13 protein-coding genes are annotated in these 20,084 nt (G+C 31.5%); 7 read left to right on the forward strand and 6 right to left on the reverse strand.

The features are described 5' to 3' along the window. Window positions 1-10: 10 nt before the first annotated feature. The gene (locus HY951_08245) at window positions 11-760 is read right to left on the reverse strand and encodes a uroporphyrinogen-III synthase (protein ID MBI5540033.1); all 750 of its coding nucleotides are present in this window, start codon (window positions 758-760) and stop codon (window positions 11-13) included. A gap of 42 nt (window positions 761-802) precedes the next feature. Then, the gene (locus HY951_08250; protein ID MBI5540034.1) at window positions 803-1,693 is read right to left on the reverse strand and encodes a DUF4271 domain-containing protein; all 891 of its coding nucleotides are present in this window, start codon (window positions 1,691-1,693) and stop codon (window positions 803-805) included. Between the two features lie 124 nt (window positions 1,694-1,817). Here HY951_08250 and HY951_08255 point away from each other — a divergent pair, with 124 nt between their 5' ends. The 3 genes from HY951_08255 (at window position 1,818) to HY951_08265 (ending at window position 6,274) form a co-directional block, all read left to right on the forward strand. Next, window positions 1,818-2,048 carry a hypothetical protein gene (locus HY951_08255; GenBank protein MBI5540035.1) on the forward strand — a complete coding sequence of 77 codons (231 nt, stop codon included), beginning with the start codon at window positions 1,818-1,820 and terminating at the stop codon, window positions 2,046-2,048. A 45-nt stretch (window positions 2,049-2,093) separates the two neighbouring features. Next, complete coding sequence (locus HY951_08260) at window positions 2,094-5,399, forward strand: immunoglobulin domain-containing protein (protein ID MBI5540036.1); 3,306 nt, start codon at window positions 2,094-2,096, stop codon at window positions 5,397-5,399. A gap of 140 nt (window positions 5,400-5,539) precedes the next feature. After that, window positions 5,540-6,274: a DUF4412 domain-containing protein gene (locus HY951_08265; protein ID MBI5540037.1), complete on the forward strand. Its 735-nt coding sequence runs from the start codon at window positions 5,540-5,542 to the stop codon at window positions 6,272-6,274. 83 nt (window positions 6,275-6,357) lie between these two features. Here the strand turns inward: HY951_08265 and HY951_08270 are convergent, their stop codons facing one another. Next, on the reverse strand, window positions 6,358-6,984 hold the full coding sequence (locus HY951_08270; protein ID MBI5540038.1) for an acetate uptake transporter: 627 nt from the start codon (window positions 6,982-6,984) through the stop codon (window positions 6,358-6,360). Between the two features lie 521 nt (window positions 6,985-7,505). On the opposite strand from HY951_08270, the gene HY951_08275 reads away from it, so the two are divergent. Further along, window positions 7,506-10,262 carry a cache domain-containing protein gene (locus HY951_08275; protein MBI5540039.1) on the forward strand — a complete coding sequence of 919 codons (2,757 nt, stop codon included), beginning with the start codon at window positions 7,506-7,508 and terminating at the stop codon, window positions 10,260-10,262. 1 nt (window position 10,263) lies between these two features. Here the strand turns inward: HY951_08275 and HY951_08280 are convergent, their stop codons facing one another. Next, window positions 10,264-11,019, reverse strand: coding sequence for a metallophosphoesterase (locus tag HY951_08280; protein MBI5540040.1), 756 nt, complete (start codon window positions 11,017-11,019; stop codon window positions 10,264-10,266). A 580-nt stretch (window positions 11,020-11,599) separates the two neighbouring features. Here HY951_08280 and HY951_08285 point away from each other — a divergent pair. From HY951_08285 to HY951_08295, 3 genes are read left to right on the forward strand one after another with little or no spacing between them, the layout of a single operon-like run. After that, entirely contained in the window at window positions 11,600-11,872 is a 273-nt protein-coding gene (locus HY951_08285; protein ID MBI5540041.1) for a DUF485 domain-containing protein, read from the forward strand. Window positions 11,873-11,890: 18 nt separating this feature from the next. Further along, complete coding sequence (locus tag HY951_08290) at window positions 11,891-13,813, forward strand: cation acetate symporter (GenBank protein MBI5540042.1); 1,923 nt, start codon at window positions 11,891-11,893, stop codon at window positions 13,811-13,813. A gap of 17 nt (window positions 13,814-13,830) precedes the next feature. Further along, the gene (locus tag HY951_08295; protein MBI5540043.1) at window positions 13,831-15,111 is read left to right on the forward strand and encodes a hypothetical protein; all 1,281 of its coding nucleotides are present in this window, start codon (window positions 13,831-13,833) and stop codon (window positions 15,109-15,111) included. A gap of 182 nt (window positions 15,112-15,293) precedes the next feature. Here the strand turns inward: HY951_08295 and HY951_08300 are convergent, their stop codons facing one another. Both HY951_08300 and HY951_08305 read right to left on the reverse strand, forming a co-directional pair. Then, window positions 15,294-17,513: a CxxxxCH/CxxCH domain-containing protein gene (locus HY951_08300; protein MBI5540044.1), complete on the reverse strand. Its 2,220-nt coding sequence runs from the start codon at window positions 17,511-17,513 to the stop codon at window positions 15,294-15,296. An 89-nt stretch (window positions 17,514-17,602) separates the two neighbouring features. Beyond that, complete coding sequence (locus tag HY951_08305) at window positions 17,603-19,870, reverse strand: hypothetical protein (GenBank protein ID MBI5540045.1); 2,268 nt, start codon at window positions 19,868-19,870, stop codon at window positions 17,603-17,605. Window positions 19,871-20,084: the final 214 nt, after the last annotated feature.

Here is a 20,084-nt window from a genome sequence, read left to right on the forward strand (position 1 = left end):
TCAATATTGGCTATTTTTCTTTAGAGCATTTTTTAATAAAACATTCCAATGCAGCGGTAATTGAAGGTGACTCGGGCGATGGAGCCTGAATATCAAGTCGCAAACCTGCTTCTAAAGCTGCCTTTGCTGTTGTTGGACCAAAAGTGCCAATACAAAGATCTTTCTGTTCAAATTTTGGGAAGTTTTCGAATAATGATTTTATTCCAATCGGGCTAAAGAATACAACAATATCATAATCATCAAGATTCACCTGTGTCATGTCACTACTTACAGTTCTGTAAAAATAGCCGATGGTATTTTTAATATTCTGTTTATTAAGTATGGCAGTCATATCAGATTTATGTGGATCTGTAAGAGGAATTAAGAAGTTTTCTTCTTTATGCTTTATTATATATTCCATTAAGTCGGCAAAATTATTATTGCCATAAAATATTTTTCGTTTGCGGTAAACTACATATTTTTGAATATAGAATGCTATTGATTCTGTTACACAAAAATACTTCATTGTGTCGGGCATAGTGATTCTCATTTCTTCGCAAATTCGGAAGAAGTGATCAACTGCAGCACGGCTGGTAAAAATAAGGGCAGTATAATCCGGAATATTTATTCTTTGTTGCCTGAATTCCCTAACTGAAACTCCTTCAATATGAATAAACGGTTTAAAATCAATTTTTAAATTGAATTTAGTTGCCAAGTCGAAGTATGGCGACTTTTCGGTTTGTGGTTCCGGTTGGGAAATTAAAATCTTTCGGATTTTCAAAGCGATGCGATTTTAATGTGTATTATATTCAATTTCACTTTGTTAATATATATTTCGAATAAATTGGTAAACATATAGAACAGGTAAAATTTCCAAGGCACAAAAATACAAAAAAGAATAAAACAAAGAAAGCCTAAATCGAAAACTTACAACAAAACCTCTGATTACCCGCATTATAAATGACACAATAAAAAGCGCAACTCCGCTATACAAAAGGATTTCGGCAACATAATCGGGCACGTATGGAATTGTAGAAACAAGTGGTAAAAGAATTATTCCAATCGATTTGTAAAAAATATTTCCATTACTTATAAACTCATGAGATTCTCTTTCTGATTTTACTAAAACCCCTGTTATCCAGTAGAAAAAAGATTTAATTATATAAAAAATGAATACCGAGATAATGCAAAAAATAAAAAGTTTAAAGCCTTTTATATCAAAAATATTAAAATGAAAGAAATTTAAAAATTCAAAAACAAAAAGTCCAGAGCTAAGTATATATAAGCCAGTAAGAAACGCTGAAGCCTTTTGAAGAATATTAGATTTTTCGTCAATTAATTTTCTGGCAGATTGTTGGTTAATGGTTGATTCAAATGTGCGAATAATCACCTTATTGTAATATATTCTAATCCAGGCTAATAATAAAGCTAAAAATACTATTAATAAAATCAACCAATCGTAACTGCCTTCAAAATAGTATTTTGAGGGATTAATAACTTTTTTTGTAGATAAAACTTTTACTGTTTGATAATTTTCGCGTTGTTTTTCACTGTTAATAATTGGTAACCAATGATTATTTAAAAAAGACAAGTTGCTCTCATTAACCGTTAAATCTTTGTTTGAAGCAACAATAAATGGATCAATAACAGATCTTGTAACCGAATCTCTTCTGGTTATTAAAGTGTCATATATTATTACCTGATTTATTGGCAAAGAAAACCCGTATTAAGAATAAATTAATTAATGGCAAATTTCGGTAAATAAAATCAGAAAACGTAAACTGTATTAAAAGAGAAATTTAAATTTCTTTATATTTACAAAATATAATTGTTTTAATATGAAAAATCTTTTTGCTTTATTTCTTTTGACAGTTGTATTTGTTAATGCATTTTGTCAAAATAACCGGTGGGACAATCAATTTAGTTTATCTAATGCACCCGATTCAACTATTTTTGCAATATCTGTTTTTGGAAATGATTTTTTTATTGGTGGAGAATTCGATTCTATTGCAAATCAGCCGGCTAGTCATATAGCAAGATTTAATGGTAACTCCTGGTATCCATTGTGAAGTGGAGTTAATGGAAATGTTTATGCGATTGTAACATCTGATACAATGACTGTTGTTGGCGGAGATTTTACTTTGGCAGGTGGATTACCTGCAAGTAATCTGGCATATTGGAACGGTTCGGTTTGGGTTCCCATAGGAACCGGATGTAATGGAACTATTAGAACATTGGAATTATTTGATCAATATTTATATGTGGGTGGAGATTTTACTTCAATCGGAGGAATTTCTGCAAATCATATTGCACGTTTTAATGGTTTGGTTTGGGAAGCTTTGGGAGCAGGAACCGACGGACCGGTAAATGTTATACATCATGGAAGTTTTTTATATGCCGGTGGTAGTTTTGCAAATGCGGGCGGAGTTAGTGCAAATAATATTGCAAGCTGGAATGGCACTTCATGGTCAGCAATTGGTAATGGCTTTGATGGACCTGTTTACTCTATATTAGGTATTGGAACAACAATCACAGCTGCCGGTAGCTTCATTAACTCTGGGTCTACTAATGTAAATAATATTGCCAAATGGAATGGCGGTTCATGGATTCCTTTTGCAACCGGAGCAAATAATACAATTTATAGTATCGAACAAGTTGGTTCATCAATTTTTGCATGTGGTTCATTTACTTCTGCAGGTGCTGTTTCTGCAAATAATATTGCCGAATGGGATGGCACAAATTGGTTAACACTTGGCAATGGATTAAATAATAAAGGTTATTGTATTAGTAGTTCAGGAAATGATCTTGTTTGTGGAGGTTTGTTTAGTACTGCCGGAATAAATACTAGTTTTTATTTTGGTAAATATTACTCTCCTCCAGTTATTATAAATCAGCCCGGCAGCTATACTAAATGTTTTGGCGATACACTTATGTTAAATGTTACAGTTTCAAGTGGACTTCCTTTAATGTATCAATGGGAAAAAGATGGTGTTCCGGTTGGAATAAATAATGATACGTTGTTAATAAGTTCAGTAATTTCAGCCGATGCTGGTATTTATACCTGTGTGATTTCTAATTCTGTCGGAACTGTTTCAATACTACCTATCACTGTTGAAGTTTATAGTTCCCCTGTTTTTACTACATTAATTCAAGATAGTGCAATTTGTGTAGGCTCTGATATTAGTATTACTGCTATTGTAAGTGGAACTTTACCAATATTTTATCAGTGGTATAAAAATTCTTCAAGTATTTTATCTGAAACCAACAATACAATAAATATAAATAATGCAGATATTAGTAATGGTGGATCATATTTTTGTGTTTCTCAGAATGTATGTGGAATCGACACTACCAATACTTTTGTTGTAACAATTAATACATTACCTGTTACTGCTTTTACAGGTTTGTCAACAGATTATTGTATTAATGGTTTAAACGACACCCTTCAGGGAACTCCAGCAGGTGGAGTGTTTTCGGGAAGCGGAATTTCGGGAGATGTTTTTTCACCAGTTGGACTTGTAGGCAACCATGCAATTACTTATACTTATATTGATGTAAATGGATGTACAGGTGTTTCAACCCAGATGGCAACTGTTCATACTTTAACCTTTGTTACTTTTACCGGTTTAAATTCTGAATATTGTTACAATTCAATTCCCGACACTTTGTTAGCAAGTCCTATGGGAGGTGTATTTAGCGGAATAGGAATGAGCAATAACGTTTTTTATGCATCTAATGTGCCTTTCGGAAATAATGCCGTTTATTACTCTTATACAGACATTAATGGATGTACAAATACTAAAAGTCAATCCACTTATATTTACGGACAAACTGCATTTACTTATCCTGCATTAGATACTTCATTTTGTGAGAATGATTTATCCGATATTGTCAGGGTTTTTCCGTTCGGAGGATATTTTACAGGTGTAGGAATGACAGACAGTACTTTTATTCCACAAAACGCAGGAGTTGGTTCGCATAATATTTTTTATCATTACACAGACGGACATAGTTGTCTAAATATAGATAGTATGACTTTTATTGTTCATTCTTTACCTGTTGTTAATATTACTGATATATCAACAGAATATTGCAAAAACGCGATTCCTGATATACTCGCAGGCTCCCCTACTGGAGGTACTTTTACAGGTAGCGGAATTATTAATAATATTTTAGACCCAAATTTATTAATACCGGGAACTTATTCTGCATATTATACTTTTACAGATTCTTTTGGATGTGCAAATTCTGATACTGCTATTTTTAATATTGTAAATGCAATTACTGTTTTATTTTCAGGAATAAGTACTTTCTATTGTCCATACGATTCTCCTGATGTTATGACAGGAATACCAGCAGGTGGTATCTTTTCTGGCCCTGGAGTAACTGGTAATACATTTTCTCCTTCAATTGCTGGTAGTGGTATTCAAACAATTGTATATAGTTACGATAATTTAAACGGGTGTTTCTCTTATGATTCTGTAGATGTAACTGTTGATGTTTTGCCAAATGTTATTATTTTACCTGTCTCAAATATTTGTGTGGGCGATGATATTACATTAACTGCTGTTAGTGATGCCGGAACTTGTGTGTGGAATACACTTGATACAACTCATAGCATTATTGTAAATCCAAGTATTACTACCGACTATTCTATAGTATTATATGGTTTAACTTGTATTAATTCTGATACCGTTACGGTAACTGTTAATCCACTTCCAGTTTTAAATCTTGGACCCGATACATCCGGTTGTGCTCCATACATAATAAATGCACCGGGTAATTTATTATCTTATAATTGGTCAAATGGAAGTACAGATAGTATAACAACAGTTAACACAACAGGAAATTATAGCCTAACTGTAACAAATAACTTTAACTGCAATTCAACTGATGAGGTATTTATAAGTGTTTCGCCAATACCTTATTTTGATTTAGGAAACGACCTTTCGATTAGTAACACTCAAACAATAATAATTGGTACAACTCCATCATTTAGCAATTACTTATGGAGTACTGGCAGCACTCAGAATTTTATTGTTGTTAATGGCCAGACTGCAGGATTTGGTGTTCATAATTATAGTCTTACTGTATATAATGATAGTGGATGTAGCTATACCGATTCAGTTGCAGTTAATATTACAAATCTTGGAATTTGCGATAATTATGAAACCACAATATGTTCAGTTTTTCCTAATCCTGCATCGGAATATGTTAAGCTTTTAATTCCTGACAATTATAAAAAGCTTGTTTGCATTGATATAACAACTGAGAATGGTAAAAGAATATCGGAGCTAAAAAAAGCTGATATTGCTGGCAATGAAATAATAATTGATTTGTCTGAATTTGCAAGGGGAATTTATTTTGTTAATTTTAAATCTGAAACTGAAGTAATATCACGTAAATTAATAGTAAATTAATTGTTGTAAGATAATTAGCTTTAGTTTTTTTTCATTTTATCTTCCTTAAACAAGTAAATTTACTTATTTAAATTAGGATATTATACTCTTATTATCAGACACTTTTGGCTTATCTTTGATAAGGCAAAATCGCTACTCAAATGAAATCACTAGCTCAAATATTCGTCTTTGTTATTTCAATTACTGCGTTTTGTGTAACATTATTAGGTGTTTCTGGAAATAATATTAAAGTAGATTCTAGAAAACTAAAAAATGTAAAATCAGAAAAACTAAGTAAATCAATATCACCCGATGATTCAAAAAGTTTTGAAGGAATAATTGAGTTGTTGGAAAGAAGTTCATTTGATACAGTTTCATATCAATTAACTATCAAACAAAATTCGGTAAAACTCGACAAGAATATTAAAAACGGTAAGCCTGAAGAGAGTTTATTATTTGATTTAGAAAAAGAAACAATTACAGCTTTACATCATTATAAAAAGATGTACTGTAATATTCCGGTTAATAATTACAATAAAGTATCAACAAATGAATATAAAATTATCAAATCAAACAATACTAAAATTATTTCTGGTTTTAATTGTCAGCAGTGGCGTGTAAAGAATCATACTGAAAATACGGAAATTACATTTTGGGTAACTGGGAAAAAATATTATTTCTACCAAAAATTTGTTCAGTTATGGAATAAAACTGATAATTGTTACCAGTATTTTCTAACTATTCCAGATGCCAATGGTTTTATGCCAATTCAACAAATAGAGAGAACTTTACTTAGAGATATTAAATCAAGTATAACAGTTAGCAAAATAATTAATCAAACAATTGATAATTCTAATTTTGAAATACCTAAAACATATATGTTATATAGCAACTAGAAGAGTTTTATAGTTGCACATTTTATTAAACACAAATTAACAAGTTATATAACATTATTCAATATAGGAGTATTATTTAGCTATTATGTTTTAGCTAAAGGAGTATTTATTACTGCTACTTTTGTAACAATCTCACCAATAGGCAAAACAGACCTCTTGTAATATTCATTTAAAACCTGTGCCATACCAGAATATAATGCTGAAATTCCACATATAATTCCAACATATCCTGCTATTACTTTTATTAATTGGTTTTCGGTGAAATCTGCAGCTGAGAGTAACACAAATAAAACAACAAGCAATCCAAAAACTATTCTCAATGCCTTGTACAATTTAAAAGTTGTAAGAAATAAAAAGAATGAGAATAAAGCCCATACTGCAAGATAGCAACCCATTGCCCTGTTTGTGGGTGCTTCAGCCAAGCCCATTTTAGGTAATACCCATATGAAAATTAAAGAAATCCAAAAAATTCCATATGACGTGAATGCAGCAGTTCCAAAAGTATTATCCTTTTTCCATTCCATAATTCCAACGATTATTTGAGCAAGACCCCCATAAAAGAAACCCATTGACATAATAATTGAATCTAACGGGAATGCTCCCACGTTATGAAGGTTTAGTAAAATAGTGGTTAAACCAAATCCGGCTAAACCAAGTGGTGCAGGATTGGATGTTTTATTATAATTTTTTTCTGTTGAATTTTCTTTCATAAAATGAATTATATGTTAATTAGTAAAAATAGTAAAAGCTCTCCTATAAATTTAAAAAATCTGTTATTAGAACTAATGTTTGAGAGCAATTATTCATTTCAAACCAATAGTTTTTTAATTGAAAAAATAATCATGACTATTCTTCAATATAGCATTTGATTTCCAATTAAGATACGGATAAATTTTAAAGTAAGTAAAACAAAAAAAAGCTGATTAAATAACAACTATATTTATTTTTGAATAATAGCAGTTAATGTCTGATGAAATTTATTCTTAACTTAAACAGATTATAACACTTTAAATAGTAATTAAAAAACATTTTTAACAGTGATATTTTATTTGAGGTATAAGTTAAAAATTAATAAATTTGTATATACAAACTTTATGTTTTTAAAATGAAAACGCAGAGAAATAGTTCTAAGAATTTTTTTATAAGAATAATTCTGCCAACACTACTTACAATCTTTTTGTTTTTCTTAACAATATTCTTTATAATAATTCCCAGTTTTAAAGAAAATATCATGAATGGTAAGCGGGAAATGATTAAAGAGCTAACCAATTCTGCCTGGAGCATATTATCAAAATATGAAAATGATGAAAGAAATGGATTGTTGTCACGTGAAGATGCACAGAATACTGCTGTTTCAAGAATCCAATACTTGCGTTACGGAGAAGAAAATAAAGATTATTTCTGGATTACAGATATGTATCCTGTAATGATAATGCATCCATACCGTTCAGATTTAAATAAAAAGGACTTGTCAAACTTAACTGATCCGCATGGTAAAAAATTATTTGTAGAATTTGTTAAAACTGTAAAAAAATCTGAACATGGATATGTAGATTATATGTGGCAGTGGAAAGATGATTCGCTTCATATTGTTCCAAAATTATCATATGTTAAAATTTTTAAACCCTGGGGATGGGTTATCGGAACAGGTATTTATATTGAAGATGTAAAAAAAGAAATTACTGCGCTTACAAATAAATTGCTGTTAATTTCAATTGGAATCTCAATACTGATTGCTTTTCTACTAATTTTTATTTCTCAACAAAGTTTAAAAATTGAACGAAAAAGAATTACAGCCGAAAATGATTTGGATGAATCTAAAGAGAAATATAAAACCCTGGTTGAAGCTGCAACAGAAGGCTTAATAATGCTCATCGATGGAAAAATTAGTTTTGCAAATGCTGTAATAAGCAGAATGACTGGTTATGAAAGTTCAAGCCTAATAAATGTTTCATTTATTGAATTTATTAGCGAAAATAATAATAAAGAAGTTTTTGAAACTTTTTCTAAACAAAGTGTAAAAGATGGACTTTATGAAATAAAACTTAAAAAGAAAAGTGGAGAATATATAGATGTTCTTATTACATCTTCTACTGCAAATTTTCACCAGAAAGCTGTTAATATAATTATTGTAAAAGATATATCTATTGACAGAAATTTAAATCTTTCAAGTTTAGATTATCAGAAACTTATAAGTACATTAAATATTGGTTTTTTCAGAGCAACAATCGATACCAAAGGAAAATTTCTTTTTGCAAATGATACAGCAATTAGAATTTTAGGTTATAATAACTTTAAGGAATTGTCAAACACATATATACTAGAGATGCTTGCAAGTTCTGAAGATAGAAAAACTCTGAGAAATAGTTTATTGAAAAATGGAGTAATAAAAAATAAAACTCTAAAAATTCAAAAGAAGAACAATGATTATATAATGGTTTCTGTTACATTGATTGCGTTTAATAGCGAAAATGCAAAAGAATTAATATGTGATGGTATTATTGAAGATATCACAGTACAGGAAAATGAAAAGCGTGAATCAAATACATTAATATCAAATCTTAAGTTAAGTAGCTTTTTAATTGAGCAACCTGTTAGACCTTTTGTTATTCCTCAAAACAGTATTGATTCTGATTCTACAATAGCTGATGCTGTGAAAATATTAACAAATAGAAAAACAGATATTTTGTTAATTACAAAAAATGATAAAGACTATATCGGAGTTGTTACTAATAGTGATATTCAAAAAAGAGTACTTGCTCTAAATCTGCATTTAGAAAATCCGGTGTATCTAATAATGAGTTCTCCGGTTAATTATATAACAGAGAGCTGTTCGGTGTGCGAGGCTTTAAATATTTGTGAAGATAAGAACATAAATCACCTTGTTGTAAAAAACGAAAAACAGGAGGTTTCAGGTATTCTTAAAATAAGTGACATTAATATGAATTTAAAAAATTCATTGTCCTTCTTTATCGAAAATGTTAAGAATTCTTTTACAAGGGAAGAGATAAAACAGAATTATAAAAATTTAAATTTGCTTGTAAAGCCTTTAATTAACAGTGAAATTGCGGTTAAGAATATTACTGTTATTAATTCTACTTTTTCTGATGTAGTAATAAATAAAATAATAGATTTAACAATTAAAGAAATTGGTGAACCTCCGGTTAGTTTCTCTTTTATTTGTATGGGTAGCGAAGGAAGGAGAGAGGAAACATTATATACTGATCAAGATAATGCTATTATTTATGAGGATGTTCCAAAAGAAAATGAAATTATAGTTAGTGAGTATTTTAATAGGTTGGGAGAAAAAATTTGCGATTCATTAAATTATATAGGATATTCTTTTTGTAAAGGGAACATTATGGCAAAGAATCAGCAATGGTGCAAACCAATTAGTGTATGGGAAAAATATTTTATTAACTGGTTATCTACTCCCGAACCTCAGAATCTTCTTGATGCCACTATCTTTTTTGATTTTAGAAATATCTACGGAAATGAGGCATTCTCCGAAAGATTAAGAAAAACTATAAGTCATTTTATTAATGAACAACCTTTATTTTTATATCATTTAGCATACAATACATTTAATATAAAATCTCAACAGATTTCTTCAGGAAATATTATAACAGAAAAAAATGCTGAGATGATTGATTTAAAAAATGCCATTAATCCTTTAATTATGTTTGCAAGAACATATGCTTTACAAAATAATATTTGGTGTACAAATACAATTGATAGGTTAAATGAATTAAAAGCAAAACAGATAATAACTTCAAGTACTATAGACGAAATACTTTTTGCTTACAATTATTTAATGAAATTAAGGTTTAAGAACCAAATATCTTTAATTGAGGAGAATCTTCCATTGTCAAATTCTTTCAGCACAAAAAAACTTATAGAAATGGAATTGTTCGTATTAAAAAAGGTGCTTTCGTTAATTCCTGCATATCAAAATAAGATGGGTGTTGATTTTAGGATAACAAATTAACCTATATAGAGAAGTTTGCATTATGTTTGAATTTTCCATGTTCATTGCAATGAACATATCCTAATTGATTTGTAAGCAAAATGGTATTCCCAATAAATAATGGTTTTTGGTTATAATGACTATGGCCGTATATCCAGAAATTTGCATCGCAGCTCTCGATATACTCTGTTAAGTCAATACAAAAAGCTTCGTTAATTGGACTATTGTTATGAATGTTAGAGTTGCAAAGATTTGAAGGTAGATGATGTGTTACTACAACCGTTTTGTTTTCTTTGTTTGCTAAGGCTTGGGTTATAAAACTCAGGCTTTCGTTATGTAATTTATTAAAATCGGAAGCTCTGATCTTTTTTTCCTTTTTCTCGATACAATCAAAATCAGAAACACTTTGTTCAATATTCTTTTCATTATTACTGCTTATTTTAGACCATAAGGTACTAAAAATAAACTTAATGTTTTCATATTCTAATTCAATATTGTGAACGATGTTAATATTACTTCTTAATTTAATATTATAGGAATTACTAAATTCAGAAAGGTCTTTATGATAAAACTCATGGTTGCCTGGCACCCAGAATACTTTTTTATAATTGTCTGCAATAAAACTGAAAAAAGAATCTTTAAAGAATTCGTCATGAAGCGGAACAATATCACCAGCTAATATTAAGATATCTCCGTTTACCAAAAGTGGGTTTTTGCTAATGTATTTATTGTTATGGTCAAATTCAAGGTGTAAGTCAGAGCAATATTGAATTTTCATTGTTGTAATTTTGCTATTTGGTACTACCTATGTTTATTTGTATTTACAATAAAGATTAAAATTATTATTTAAATCTGATAAATAATAAAAAATGACCGTTTTTCTGTTTGCTTGATTATTCATTTTTAAAATGAAAAGCAGCAAATTATGTTATACAGCAAAAAACTTATTGGATCTATTTGTAATAGTTTCTATTTGCTGTTTATAATATGAAAAAATTAGTTTGACAATAAAATACAGAAAAGCAGTTAATTAACAAAGAGTAATTAAGATGTTTTTTATTGCTTGTTTATTATAAAGCACAATATATAAGATGGGTTGTAGAGCATGTATTATTTGTTAAATAAAAAATCTAATCAACGTATGCATAGCATTATTTGCGAATTACCTTATTATGAGAGTAATTACTACTGATGTATACTAACCTCTTGTAAGTCTATAGTTTTAGTAGAATTTTATTGTTGTTATTAAACATATAGGAGTTTTATAAACATGTTGTACAGCTATGTATATAAATGACTGAAATATGTTTTTCTGGATATCTTTGGCAGTAATAATCTAAATTAAAAAAGGAGGAAATATGCTTCACGAACCAACTAATGTTATTGAAACCGATAATGCAGCTCCCAAAAAAGCTAAATTAGGGGTAATACTGTTTATTGTTTACACATTAATTTATGCAGGATTTGTAGCTATAGGTCTTACTAAGCCCGAATTAATGGGACTAGAGTTAATAGGCGGACAAAACATTGCTATTATCTATGGATTTGGATTAATAGTACTTGCTATAGTTATGGGATTTATATATAACTATTTCTGCACAAGAATGGAGAACAAAATGAATAAAAAATAAATATAAAAAAGAAATAATATGATTTACGAAGTATCAAATTTAGCTATAATAATTTTTGTATTTATAGTGGGCTTAGTGTTAGGATTGTCCTTTTATTTCGCCCGTAAAACAAAATCTGCTGCAAGTTATTATGCTGCCGGCGGAAAAATTCATTGGGCTGTTAATGGTATTGCATTTGCCGGAGATTATTTGTCTGCTGCATCATTTCTGGGAATATGCGGAATGATAGCTTATTCCGGTTATGATGGTTTTTTATATTCAATAGGATATTTGGCAGGTTGGGTAGTTGCATTATTTCTGGTTGCCGAACCATTAAGAAAACTAGGAAAATATACTTTTACAGATGCACTTGACTCAAGATTTAATTCTAAATCTATTAAACTTACTGCTGCAATAAGTACATTAATTGTTTCAATATTTTATCTGATTCCACAAATGGTTGGAGCTGGTGATTTAGTAGTACCATTGCTTGGATTACCACATTGGATGGGTGTTGTAATTGTTGGCTCAATTGTTATTTTTATTGTTGCAACAGCAGGTATGACTTCTACTACTTATGTTCAATTTATTAAAGGTGCATTACTGGTAGTTTTTTCAACAATACTTACAATATACATATTAAATAATGGATTAACATTAACTCCAAATGCAAATTATCACAAATTTGATTTAATTGCTGCTAATGTAACAAATGATACAGTTGTTGCCATACCTGACTCAACATGTATTGTAAAAACAACTAAAGTAGTTGACAAGTTGGTTTTTGTTAAGGTTAATAAAAAGGGAGCAGATTGTTGGTATCATTTAAATAAAAAAGATGATAGCGCAAATCTAGAAGAAATGCTTTATATTACTGTGTTGCCAAATGGTGACAAATTATATAACGGAGCTCCAAAATCTGCAAATAAATTTTATCAGGTTGGACATTTAAGTAAAATAATTGTTGATGGTAAAGAAGTAGACAAAACAGGTCCTGTTGGTCCTTTTCAATTTATAAAGACTATTGAAAATAGCGAAATTGTTCGCTTTTCTAAAAAAGCATTTACTGATGGTGAAGAAAAAGTAACTGTTTATTACCAAAAAGTAACATCTGGCAAAGATGTTATGAAACCTGGTCTGTTATACAAATTATCAGCTGCAGCAGGTGCAACTTTCTGGGATAAATTAAACTTCTTATCTCTTATGCTTGCATTATTTTTAGGAACATCTGCATTACCTCATATTTTAATCAGATATTATACTGTACCAAGTCAACGTGCAGCCAGAAAATCAACTATTGTTGCAATTGCAGCAATTGGATTTTTCTATGTGCTAACATTATACATGGGATTAGGTTCAATGATTAACGGCGTATTGGATGTAGAAAGTAGTAATATGTCAGGTCCTCTTTTAGCCAAATCTATTGGAGTAGGATTATTCTCAATAATTTCTGCTATTGCTTTTGCTACAGTGCTTGGAACTGTTAGTGGACTAATTGTAGCTTCGTCTGGTGCTATTGCTCACGACTTTATTGATAAATATCTGAAGGTAGAAATGACAGATAAAGGCAAGGTAAAAGCAGGAAAAATTGCCGCATTCTGTGTTGGTGTTTTTGCAATTTTATTGGGAATATTGTTTAAAGGTATGAATGTTTCATTTCTTGTTGGATTAGCTTTTGCAGTTGCAGCTTCGGCAAATTTGCCAGCAATTTTATTCTTGTTGTTCTGGAAAAAAACAACAGCAAAAGGTATATCATGGTCTATTGTTGTAGGTATTATTTCTTCTATTGGCATTATTCTATTCTCACCAACCATGTGGGAAAAATATGGCCTGATACCTAAAGATGCTCCAATACCTTTGGATAATCCTGGTATTATCTCTATACCACTTGCAGTAATAGCTTTAGTTGTTGTTTCGTTAATGACACAAAAAGATAATTCAACAAAAGACTTTAGTAAATAATTTTAAATTTTTAAAAAATGAGAAAAATTGTTTTCACATTGTTAGCATTTTCTTCTTTGTTGGTTAATGCTCAGGACAAAAAAGAAGAACCAAAATATGGTATATCTTTCTCCGGCTTTGTTAAATCTGATGTTTTTTACGATACCAGACAAAATGTAAGTATCAGAGAAGGTCATTTTTTATTGTATCCCGAAAATGAGTTAATGGATGCAAATAATAAAGATATTAATGCTGGTTCTAATTATAATATGCTTTCAATCCAATCAAGACTAAAAGGTACTATTACTGGCCCCGAAGCTTTTGGCGCAAAAACATCGGGAGTAATAGAAGCTGATTTTTTTGGAAATTCAGGTGCTGGTTTAGATGATGTTAATGGATTCAGATTAAGACATGGTTTTGTAAAACTAAACTGGAAAAAAACTGAACTTTTAGCTGGACAATACTGGCATCCAATGTTTATTGCCGAAGCATTTCCTGCTGTAATTTCTTTTAATACCGGTGCACCTTTTCAACCATTCTCACGTAACCCGCAGGTTAGATTAACACATAAGCTTGGACCATTAAGTTTAATTGCTGCCATATTCTCACAGCGCGATTTTACAAGTGCCGGACCAACTTCAAGTACTGTAACAACATCTGCAGCAAGTTCTAAATATATGAGAAATTCGGGTATCCCAAATGCTCATTTTCAGATTCAGTTTAAACCAGATTCTGCAGAACACGTTTTTGGAGCAGGTGTTGACTATAAAACTTTAAAACCAGATTTATACACTACAGTAGTCAGTAAGAATTATAAATCAGATCAAACAATAAGCAGTATATCTGCAGTTGGTTTTGCGAAATTAAAGTTTAAACCTATAACAATTACGTTGGAAGGAGTTTATGCGCAAAATGCATATGATATGGTTATGATTGGTGGTTATGCTGTAAAAGAAATATCAGATACTATTACAGGAAAAAAAGAATTTACAAATCTTAATACAGGGTCATTCTGGACTGATATTCAGACTAACGGCAAGAAACTGCAGGTTGGGTTGTTTGCAGGTTATACAATGAATCTAGGTTCTGCCGATTCTATAAAAACAGCAAATTTCTACGCAAGAGGATCTAATATTGATAATATTTACAGAGTTGCTCCAAGAGTTGTTTTTATTGCAGGGAAATTAAATATTGCACTCGAAATTGAACACACCGTTGCTACTTACGGAAAAGCAAATGGCGATTCTAAAGGAAAAGTAACCGAAGGAAAAGCAATTGCAAATACCAGAGCATTACTGGCATTTATTTATAAGTTTTAGTTTGTTTTTACTAATAAGCGAGAGTTTTGATTTTATCAAAGCCCTCGTTTTATTTTGATATGATAAAGTTGTATAAAGTGTAAATAAAAATTTTAGAGTTTATCAACAAACAAATTTAACACAATGTATTTTAATAATTTACGATTACATTTATAATGCAAAAGTAAAGCAGATTAAAATAATTACCAACAAGTTTTACCTTGTCCGCAATGTGCTGCTGAGCCTAGTTTTGAATAACTAAAACTACCACCGGTTGTATTATTAACCATTGTTCCACCATTTACAAAACTTCTTGGTTTAAATAATGTTAACCCATCAACATGATAAGTAGTACCATATGTACCCTGATACATATTACTTCCAGATAGTCCATTATTTGTATTATGACACCAAAAACAATTAACTGCAGTCCATCCATTTCCTGATAATTCCTGTGAATTTGATGTATGTGCACCTCTTTGGTGAGAACCAGTTGCAGGAGGTAATGGATCTGCAAGTCCCGGAGGTGATATTGTATATGGCGAGGTCATGTTTCCCGAGCCTGGATGACATGAGCTACACGTTGTTATAGTACCTGTAGTCCAACTTGGAGTTGTTGTATATGTTCCGGCCTGCGATCCTGTTGTTGAACTCCAGGTATCGGTACCATCTGTACCACGATATGCAGTTCGTCCATTACTATGACAATATACATTACTACATGTTTTTGCAACAGAATTCCATGTAGGTGTATTCGAATCTAAACCATTTCTTCTTGCTAATCCTGTAGGTTTAAAAACAACATTCGTTGTTCCGCTGCCATGTGTTGGTTCTAAAGTTCCACCTTGTCCGTATTGATAATGACATGTTTCACATTTAAAATTATAAGGAGGACCTGAATGAGCAGCATGTGCGCCGGTTGCAGGATAAAGATTAGGAAGTGACGAATCGTGACAATTATGACAGCCAATTGGAGTAAAGTTGTTACTGTGTGGATGGCATGTTCTGCAATCTGAACTATTGTTATGAGTCCCAGGTGAACTATTATGATGATAAGCAGAAGCTGCCAACGTATGGCAAACTTCACAAATACCATTATAGGGAGTTGCACCATCAGCAAATGATCCGGCTCCACTTACTGCTGTAAAAACAACAGCTTTAGTTCCACTGTTTGGTGTTACAACATTATCTTTAATTTGATAAATATTAGTTTTAACCGGATTATGGGTATCGTGACAAACCTTGCAGCCTTGACCCTGATGACTTCCATAATTATGACAACTAGTACACAAAACATCATTATTCGTTGCTCTCAAAATATATCCATCTGTTGATGTAGCATAATGAGTTTTATGACAACTTGAGCATTCTATTTTTCCACTTATTAGCTGAAGTGGCAAAGTTGGTGAAGCTTTTAAACTCCCAACTCCTCCGTTATATACTAGACCAACAGGATGGCTTCCTTTATTTAATGCAGGATTGTCTATCCATCTACCAACATTTCTTGAAGTATGACAATTTTTACACATGTTATCTCCTGCATTTGAAATTCGCGTATAATAATTATTGGTATTATCATTATGCTGGTTATGGCAAGTAGAACAAATAATCTGATTGCCTGGTAATCTGGCAGCCATAAGCGCATCAGACGGAGTATTAGACTCAAAAGTAGCATTTACTGCAGGTTTATCCCAGGCATGAGAATTACCACTAGTACCAGGAATTGCTTTCATAGTATTATCAAAAGGTTTTAAACTTGCCGTGCCAGTTGTTACATGACAGCTCATACACAAATTCGCATTTCCATTTACTCCGGTTATCTGACCTCCTGGAGCAGTATGATTAATATGGCATTGACTGCATACATTGTGAGGATTAGTAAATGTTTGTGACCCTCCAATAAATGCGCTTCCGGCTTTTGTTCCGGCTGAAATGGTTATATTTGCTGTAGTAATAGCAGCTACAGTTATTATATTTCCGACTACCGGTACTGAGCTTACATCAATTGTTACCCAAAAATACCTTGTTGATGTTGATAAAGCCTGAGTAAAAGCAGCAAAAGTATGTAATCCAGGCCCTAAAGAAGTTGTTAAATCAGCACCAACCTGTGTAGCTGTTGTTAAATTATTTGTAGTGTTAGTCCAAAGTCTGAATTTAGTAATATCTGCTGCAACATACCCTGCATTTGTAGTAAAATTAAATCCTGTAAAATTTGGAGTTGCAGTTGAAATTAAAGTGAACTGGTAAATTGAAATTTTAATCGTGTTCGGATAAACAGCTGCTGCTGGCACTGCTGGATTAGTAGAAGACAATGTTGTAGTTTGAGAAAAAATAAAGTTTGAAAAAAATAAATTAAAAATTATTATACTTGTTATCAGAAAAATATTTTTAACCTCGATTCTGGATAACATATAATTTTTCATGAAATAAATTTTTCAACTTTACTAAGTTTATACGTAAACTAAATCTTAACAGTTGCATTAATTTAGCTATCTAAATAAACTTATTCCATTTAATTCGCATTTAAATGCAGCGGTGGCTTATTAGTATTATTGCTGTTTCCTAAATTCTTTTTAGCAGGACAAGGTAAATCATTTGACCAACTAACCCAATCATATTCTCCATATGCCTGCCCATGACCGTGGCAAAACTGACAACCTTCACAATCATGCGACATTGGTGAAGCATTATACCAGTTTGCATGGCAAACATTGCATAAACCCTGTGCACCACCCCAACTAACATTTAATCCAGTTATGGTAACTTCCACAGTTCTGCTTACACCAAATGTATTCCATGGCGGACCATACCAAGGACCAGTGTATCTTTCGCCATCATCAATATATGAAGTACCGTTAACAACGTCACGAATAATATAAGGATTTCCTAAAGTATTGGTTTCTGTATATGAACCATGCGAATCATGACAATCCAAACAAAGCATATTAAATTGAGGAGCTCCAGAATAACCAGTCCAACCTCTTTTTGAATTTGGTCCATGTGCTGTATTTGACCATCTGTAATCAACCCACCAGGGAGAACCTCCATAGTTGCATGACTCTAATCCTCTTAATGGAATAGTTGGTCCTTTTACACTTGCAGGAAATCCTGGATTTGCAGGTCCTGATCCTCCGTTATGGCAACTTAAACAAAAACCATTTCCTGTACCAACCCAATTTGTATTTAAATTAAACGGATCGGCAAGAGGTGATGTTTTCGAAACCAAATGAGCTCCATGACAATTTAAACATTCTAGTTTTGCACCACTAAATAATTGATCGGCATTACTAATATCATGATGACTGTTTACACCACGCATTGTTCCTTCTGTACCCCAACAAAAATCACCGTATGTTTCGTTCCATTGCAAACTACCTAAGAATTTACTTGCAATATTTGGAGCAATGTTACCATTTCCAAATGGGTTTAATGGTGTTGCTAAACGGGTTGCTCCATTTGAATCATGACAACTCTGACAAAAATTTGAAACATCAGGATCACTATGTAAAGAATCTGGTTTTAAAAAATGATAGATTGTAGCACTATTATCAGCATCAATAAGATTAACATACCCACTTTGATGAGCTGACATATCATGACAAATAACACAACCAGCACCATCCAGCACAGCTCCGTAATGTGCATGTGCATTAGCTACAGGAAATTCGCCAACTACAGCTCTTCTGCCACCAACAGGGATGCCATCACCATTATCTTGCGCTATGTTATGACAATCAGTGCAATCACCACTTGGCATAAACTCGTTGTCATGGGGATGACATGTAATACAATTTGAAGCATTGTTATGAGCTCCTCCACTTCCATCATGCTTATGATAATTAGTTCCAGTATGGCAAACTTCACAGATTCCGTTAAAAGTAGCGTCAGCATCAGCATAAGAGTTGGCACCACTTTCTGCGGTAAGAATAACAGATTTTATTCCACTGCTAGGAGTAACAATATTATTATTTATCATAAAAATATTTGTCTTATCTGTATTATGGGTTTTATGACATCTTGCACAAGTCATTCCCATATGGTCACCATAAGTATGACAACTCTTGCACAAAACATCATTATTTGTTTGCCTCAATAAATTACCATCATTTGATGTGGCATTATGCACATTGTGACAACTAGAACATTCAACTTTTGAATCAACTAATATCATTGAATTAAGTGGAACCGGATTTAACCGTGGATCAGCAATATTATAAGTAATTCCAACAGGGTGACTTCCTCTATTTAATGTATTATCCGAATATCGTTTAATGTCACGGACTGTATGACAATTTTTACACATTGCATCACCAATATTTGAAGTTCTTAAAAAAGGAGCATAAGTTTGCAAATGCTGATTATGACAAGTGGAACAAACTATTGTGTCATTAATTACTCTTAATAACATTTCAGTGTTTGTTGTTAAGTTTGTTTCATATAATGAATTTACAGAATTTTTATTCCAAGCATGAGAATTTCCACTTAAACCAGGAACTGCTTTCATTGCATTTGTGAATGGCATAGTAGCAGCTGTTCCAGATGGATTATGGCAACTCATACATAAATTTGCATTGCCTCCGACCATTGTTAATTGTGAACCAGGAGATGTATGATTTATATGGCAAGAATTACATGTGCCATGTGGTGCTGCTTTATTTAATGAATTGTTAAATAAAAAAGAAAGTCCTGTTTTTAATTCATTTCCCTTTACAATTATTAAAAATGCTGCAAGAAAAAACAAAAATATAGAACCTGCTAAATATTTATAAAAGTGTTTCATTTAATAACTATTATATAACAGTAAGTGAGATTCTATGTTATTTAATTAACAGCCACTAACTCCCACATTACATATGCAAAATTAGAATGTTACAAGAAACAGTGCATGTTGCTTGACACAATTCTTTATGCTATTTAACATGTTTTCATTAAAGGATTGAAATAAATAAATGGGCTTTTCAGTCATCAGCCCATTTAAATAACAATTAAACTAC

The organism is Bacteroidia bacterium, from assembly GCA_016218155.1.
Classification (GTDB): domain Bacteria; phylum Bacteroidota; class Bacteroidia; order Bacteroidales; family GWA2-32-17; genus GWA2-32-17.

Bases quoted from the DNA above. Each gene is read 5' to 3' on its own strand.
- HY951_08255 (MBI5540035.1), top strand. From the start codon at position 1,818: ATGAAAAATCTTTTTGCTTTATTTCTTTTGACAGTTGTATTTGTTAAT.
- HY951_08260 (MBI5540036.1), top strand. From the start codon at position 2,094: ATGACTGTTGTTGGCGGAGATTTTACTTTGGCAGGTGGATTACCTGCA.
- HY951_08265 (MBI5540037.1), top strand. From the start codon at position 5,540: ATGAAATCACTAGCTCAAATATTCGTCTTTGTTATTTCAATTACTGCG.
- HY951_08270 (MBI5540038.1), bottom strand. From the start codon at position 6,984: ATGAAAGAAAATTCAACAGAAAAAAATTATAATAAAACATCCAATCCT.
- HY951_08275 (MBI5540039.1), top strand. From the start codon at position 7,506: ATGAATGGTAAGCGGGAAATGATTAAAGAGCTAACCAATTCTGCCTGG.
- HY951_08280 (MBI5540040.1), bottom strand. From the start codon at position 11,019: ATGAAAATTCAATATTGCTCTGACTTACACCTTGAATTTGACCATAAC.
- HY951_08285 (MBI5540041.1), top strand. From the start codon at position 11,600: ATGCTTCACGAACCAACTAATGTTATTGAAACCGATAATGCAGCTCCC.
- HY951_08290 (MBI5540042.1), top strand. From the start codon at position 11,891: ATGATTTACGAAGTATCAAATTTAGCTATAATAATTTTTGTATTTATA.
- HY951_08295 (MBI5540043.1), top strand. From the start codon at position 13,831: ATGAGAAAAATTGTTTTCACATTGTTAGCATTTTCTTCTTTGTTGGTT.
- HY951_08300 (MBI5540044.1), bottom strand. From the start codon at position 17,513: ATGAAAAATTATATGTTATCCAGAATCGAGGTTAAAAATATTTTTCTG.
- HY951_08305 (MBI5540045.1), bottom strand. From the start codon at position 19,870: ATGAAACACTTTTATAAATATTTAGCAGGTTCTATATTTTTGTTTTTT.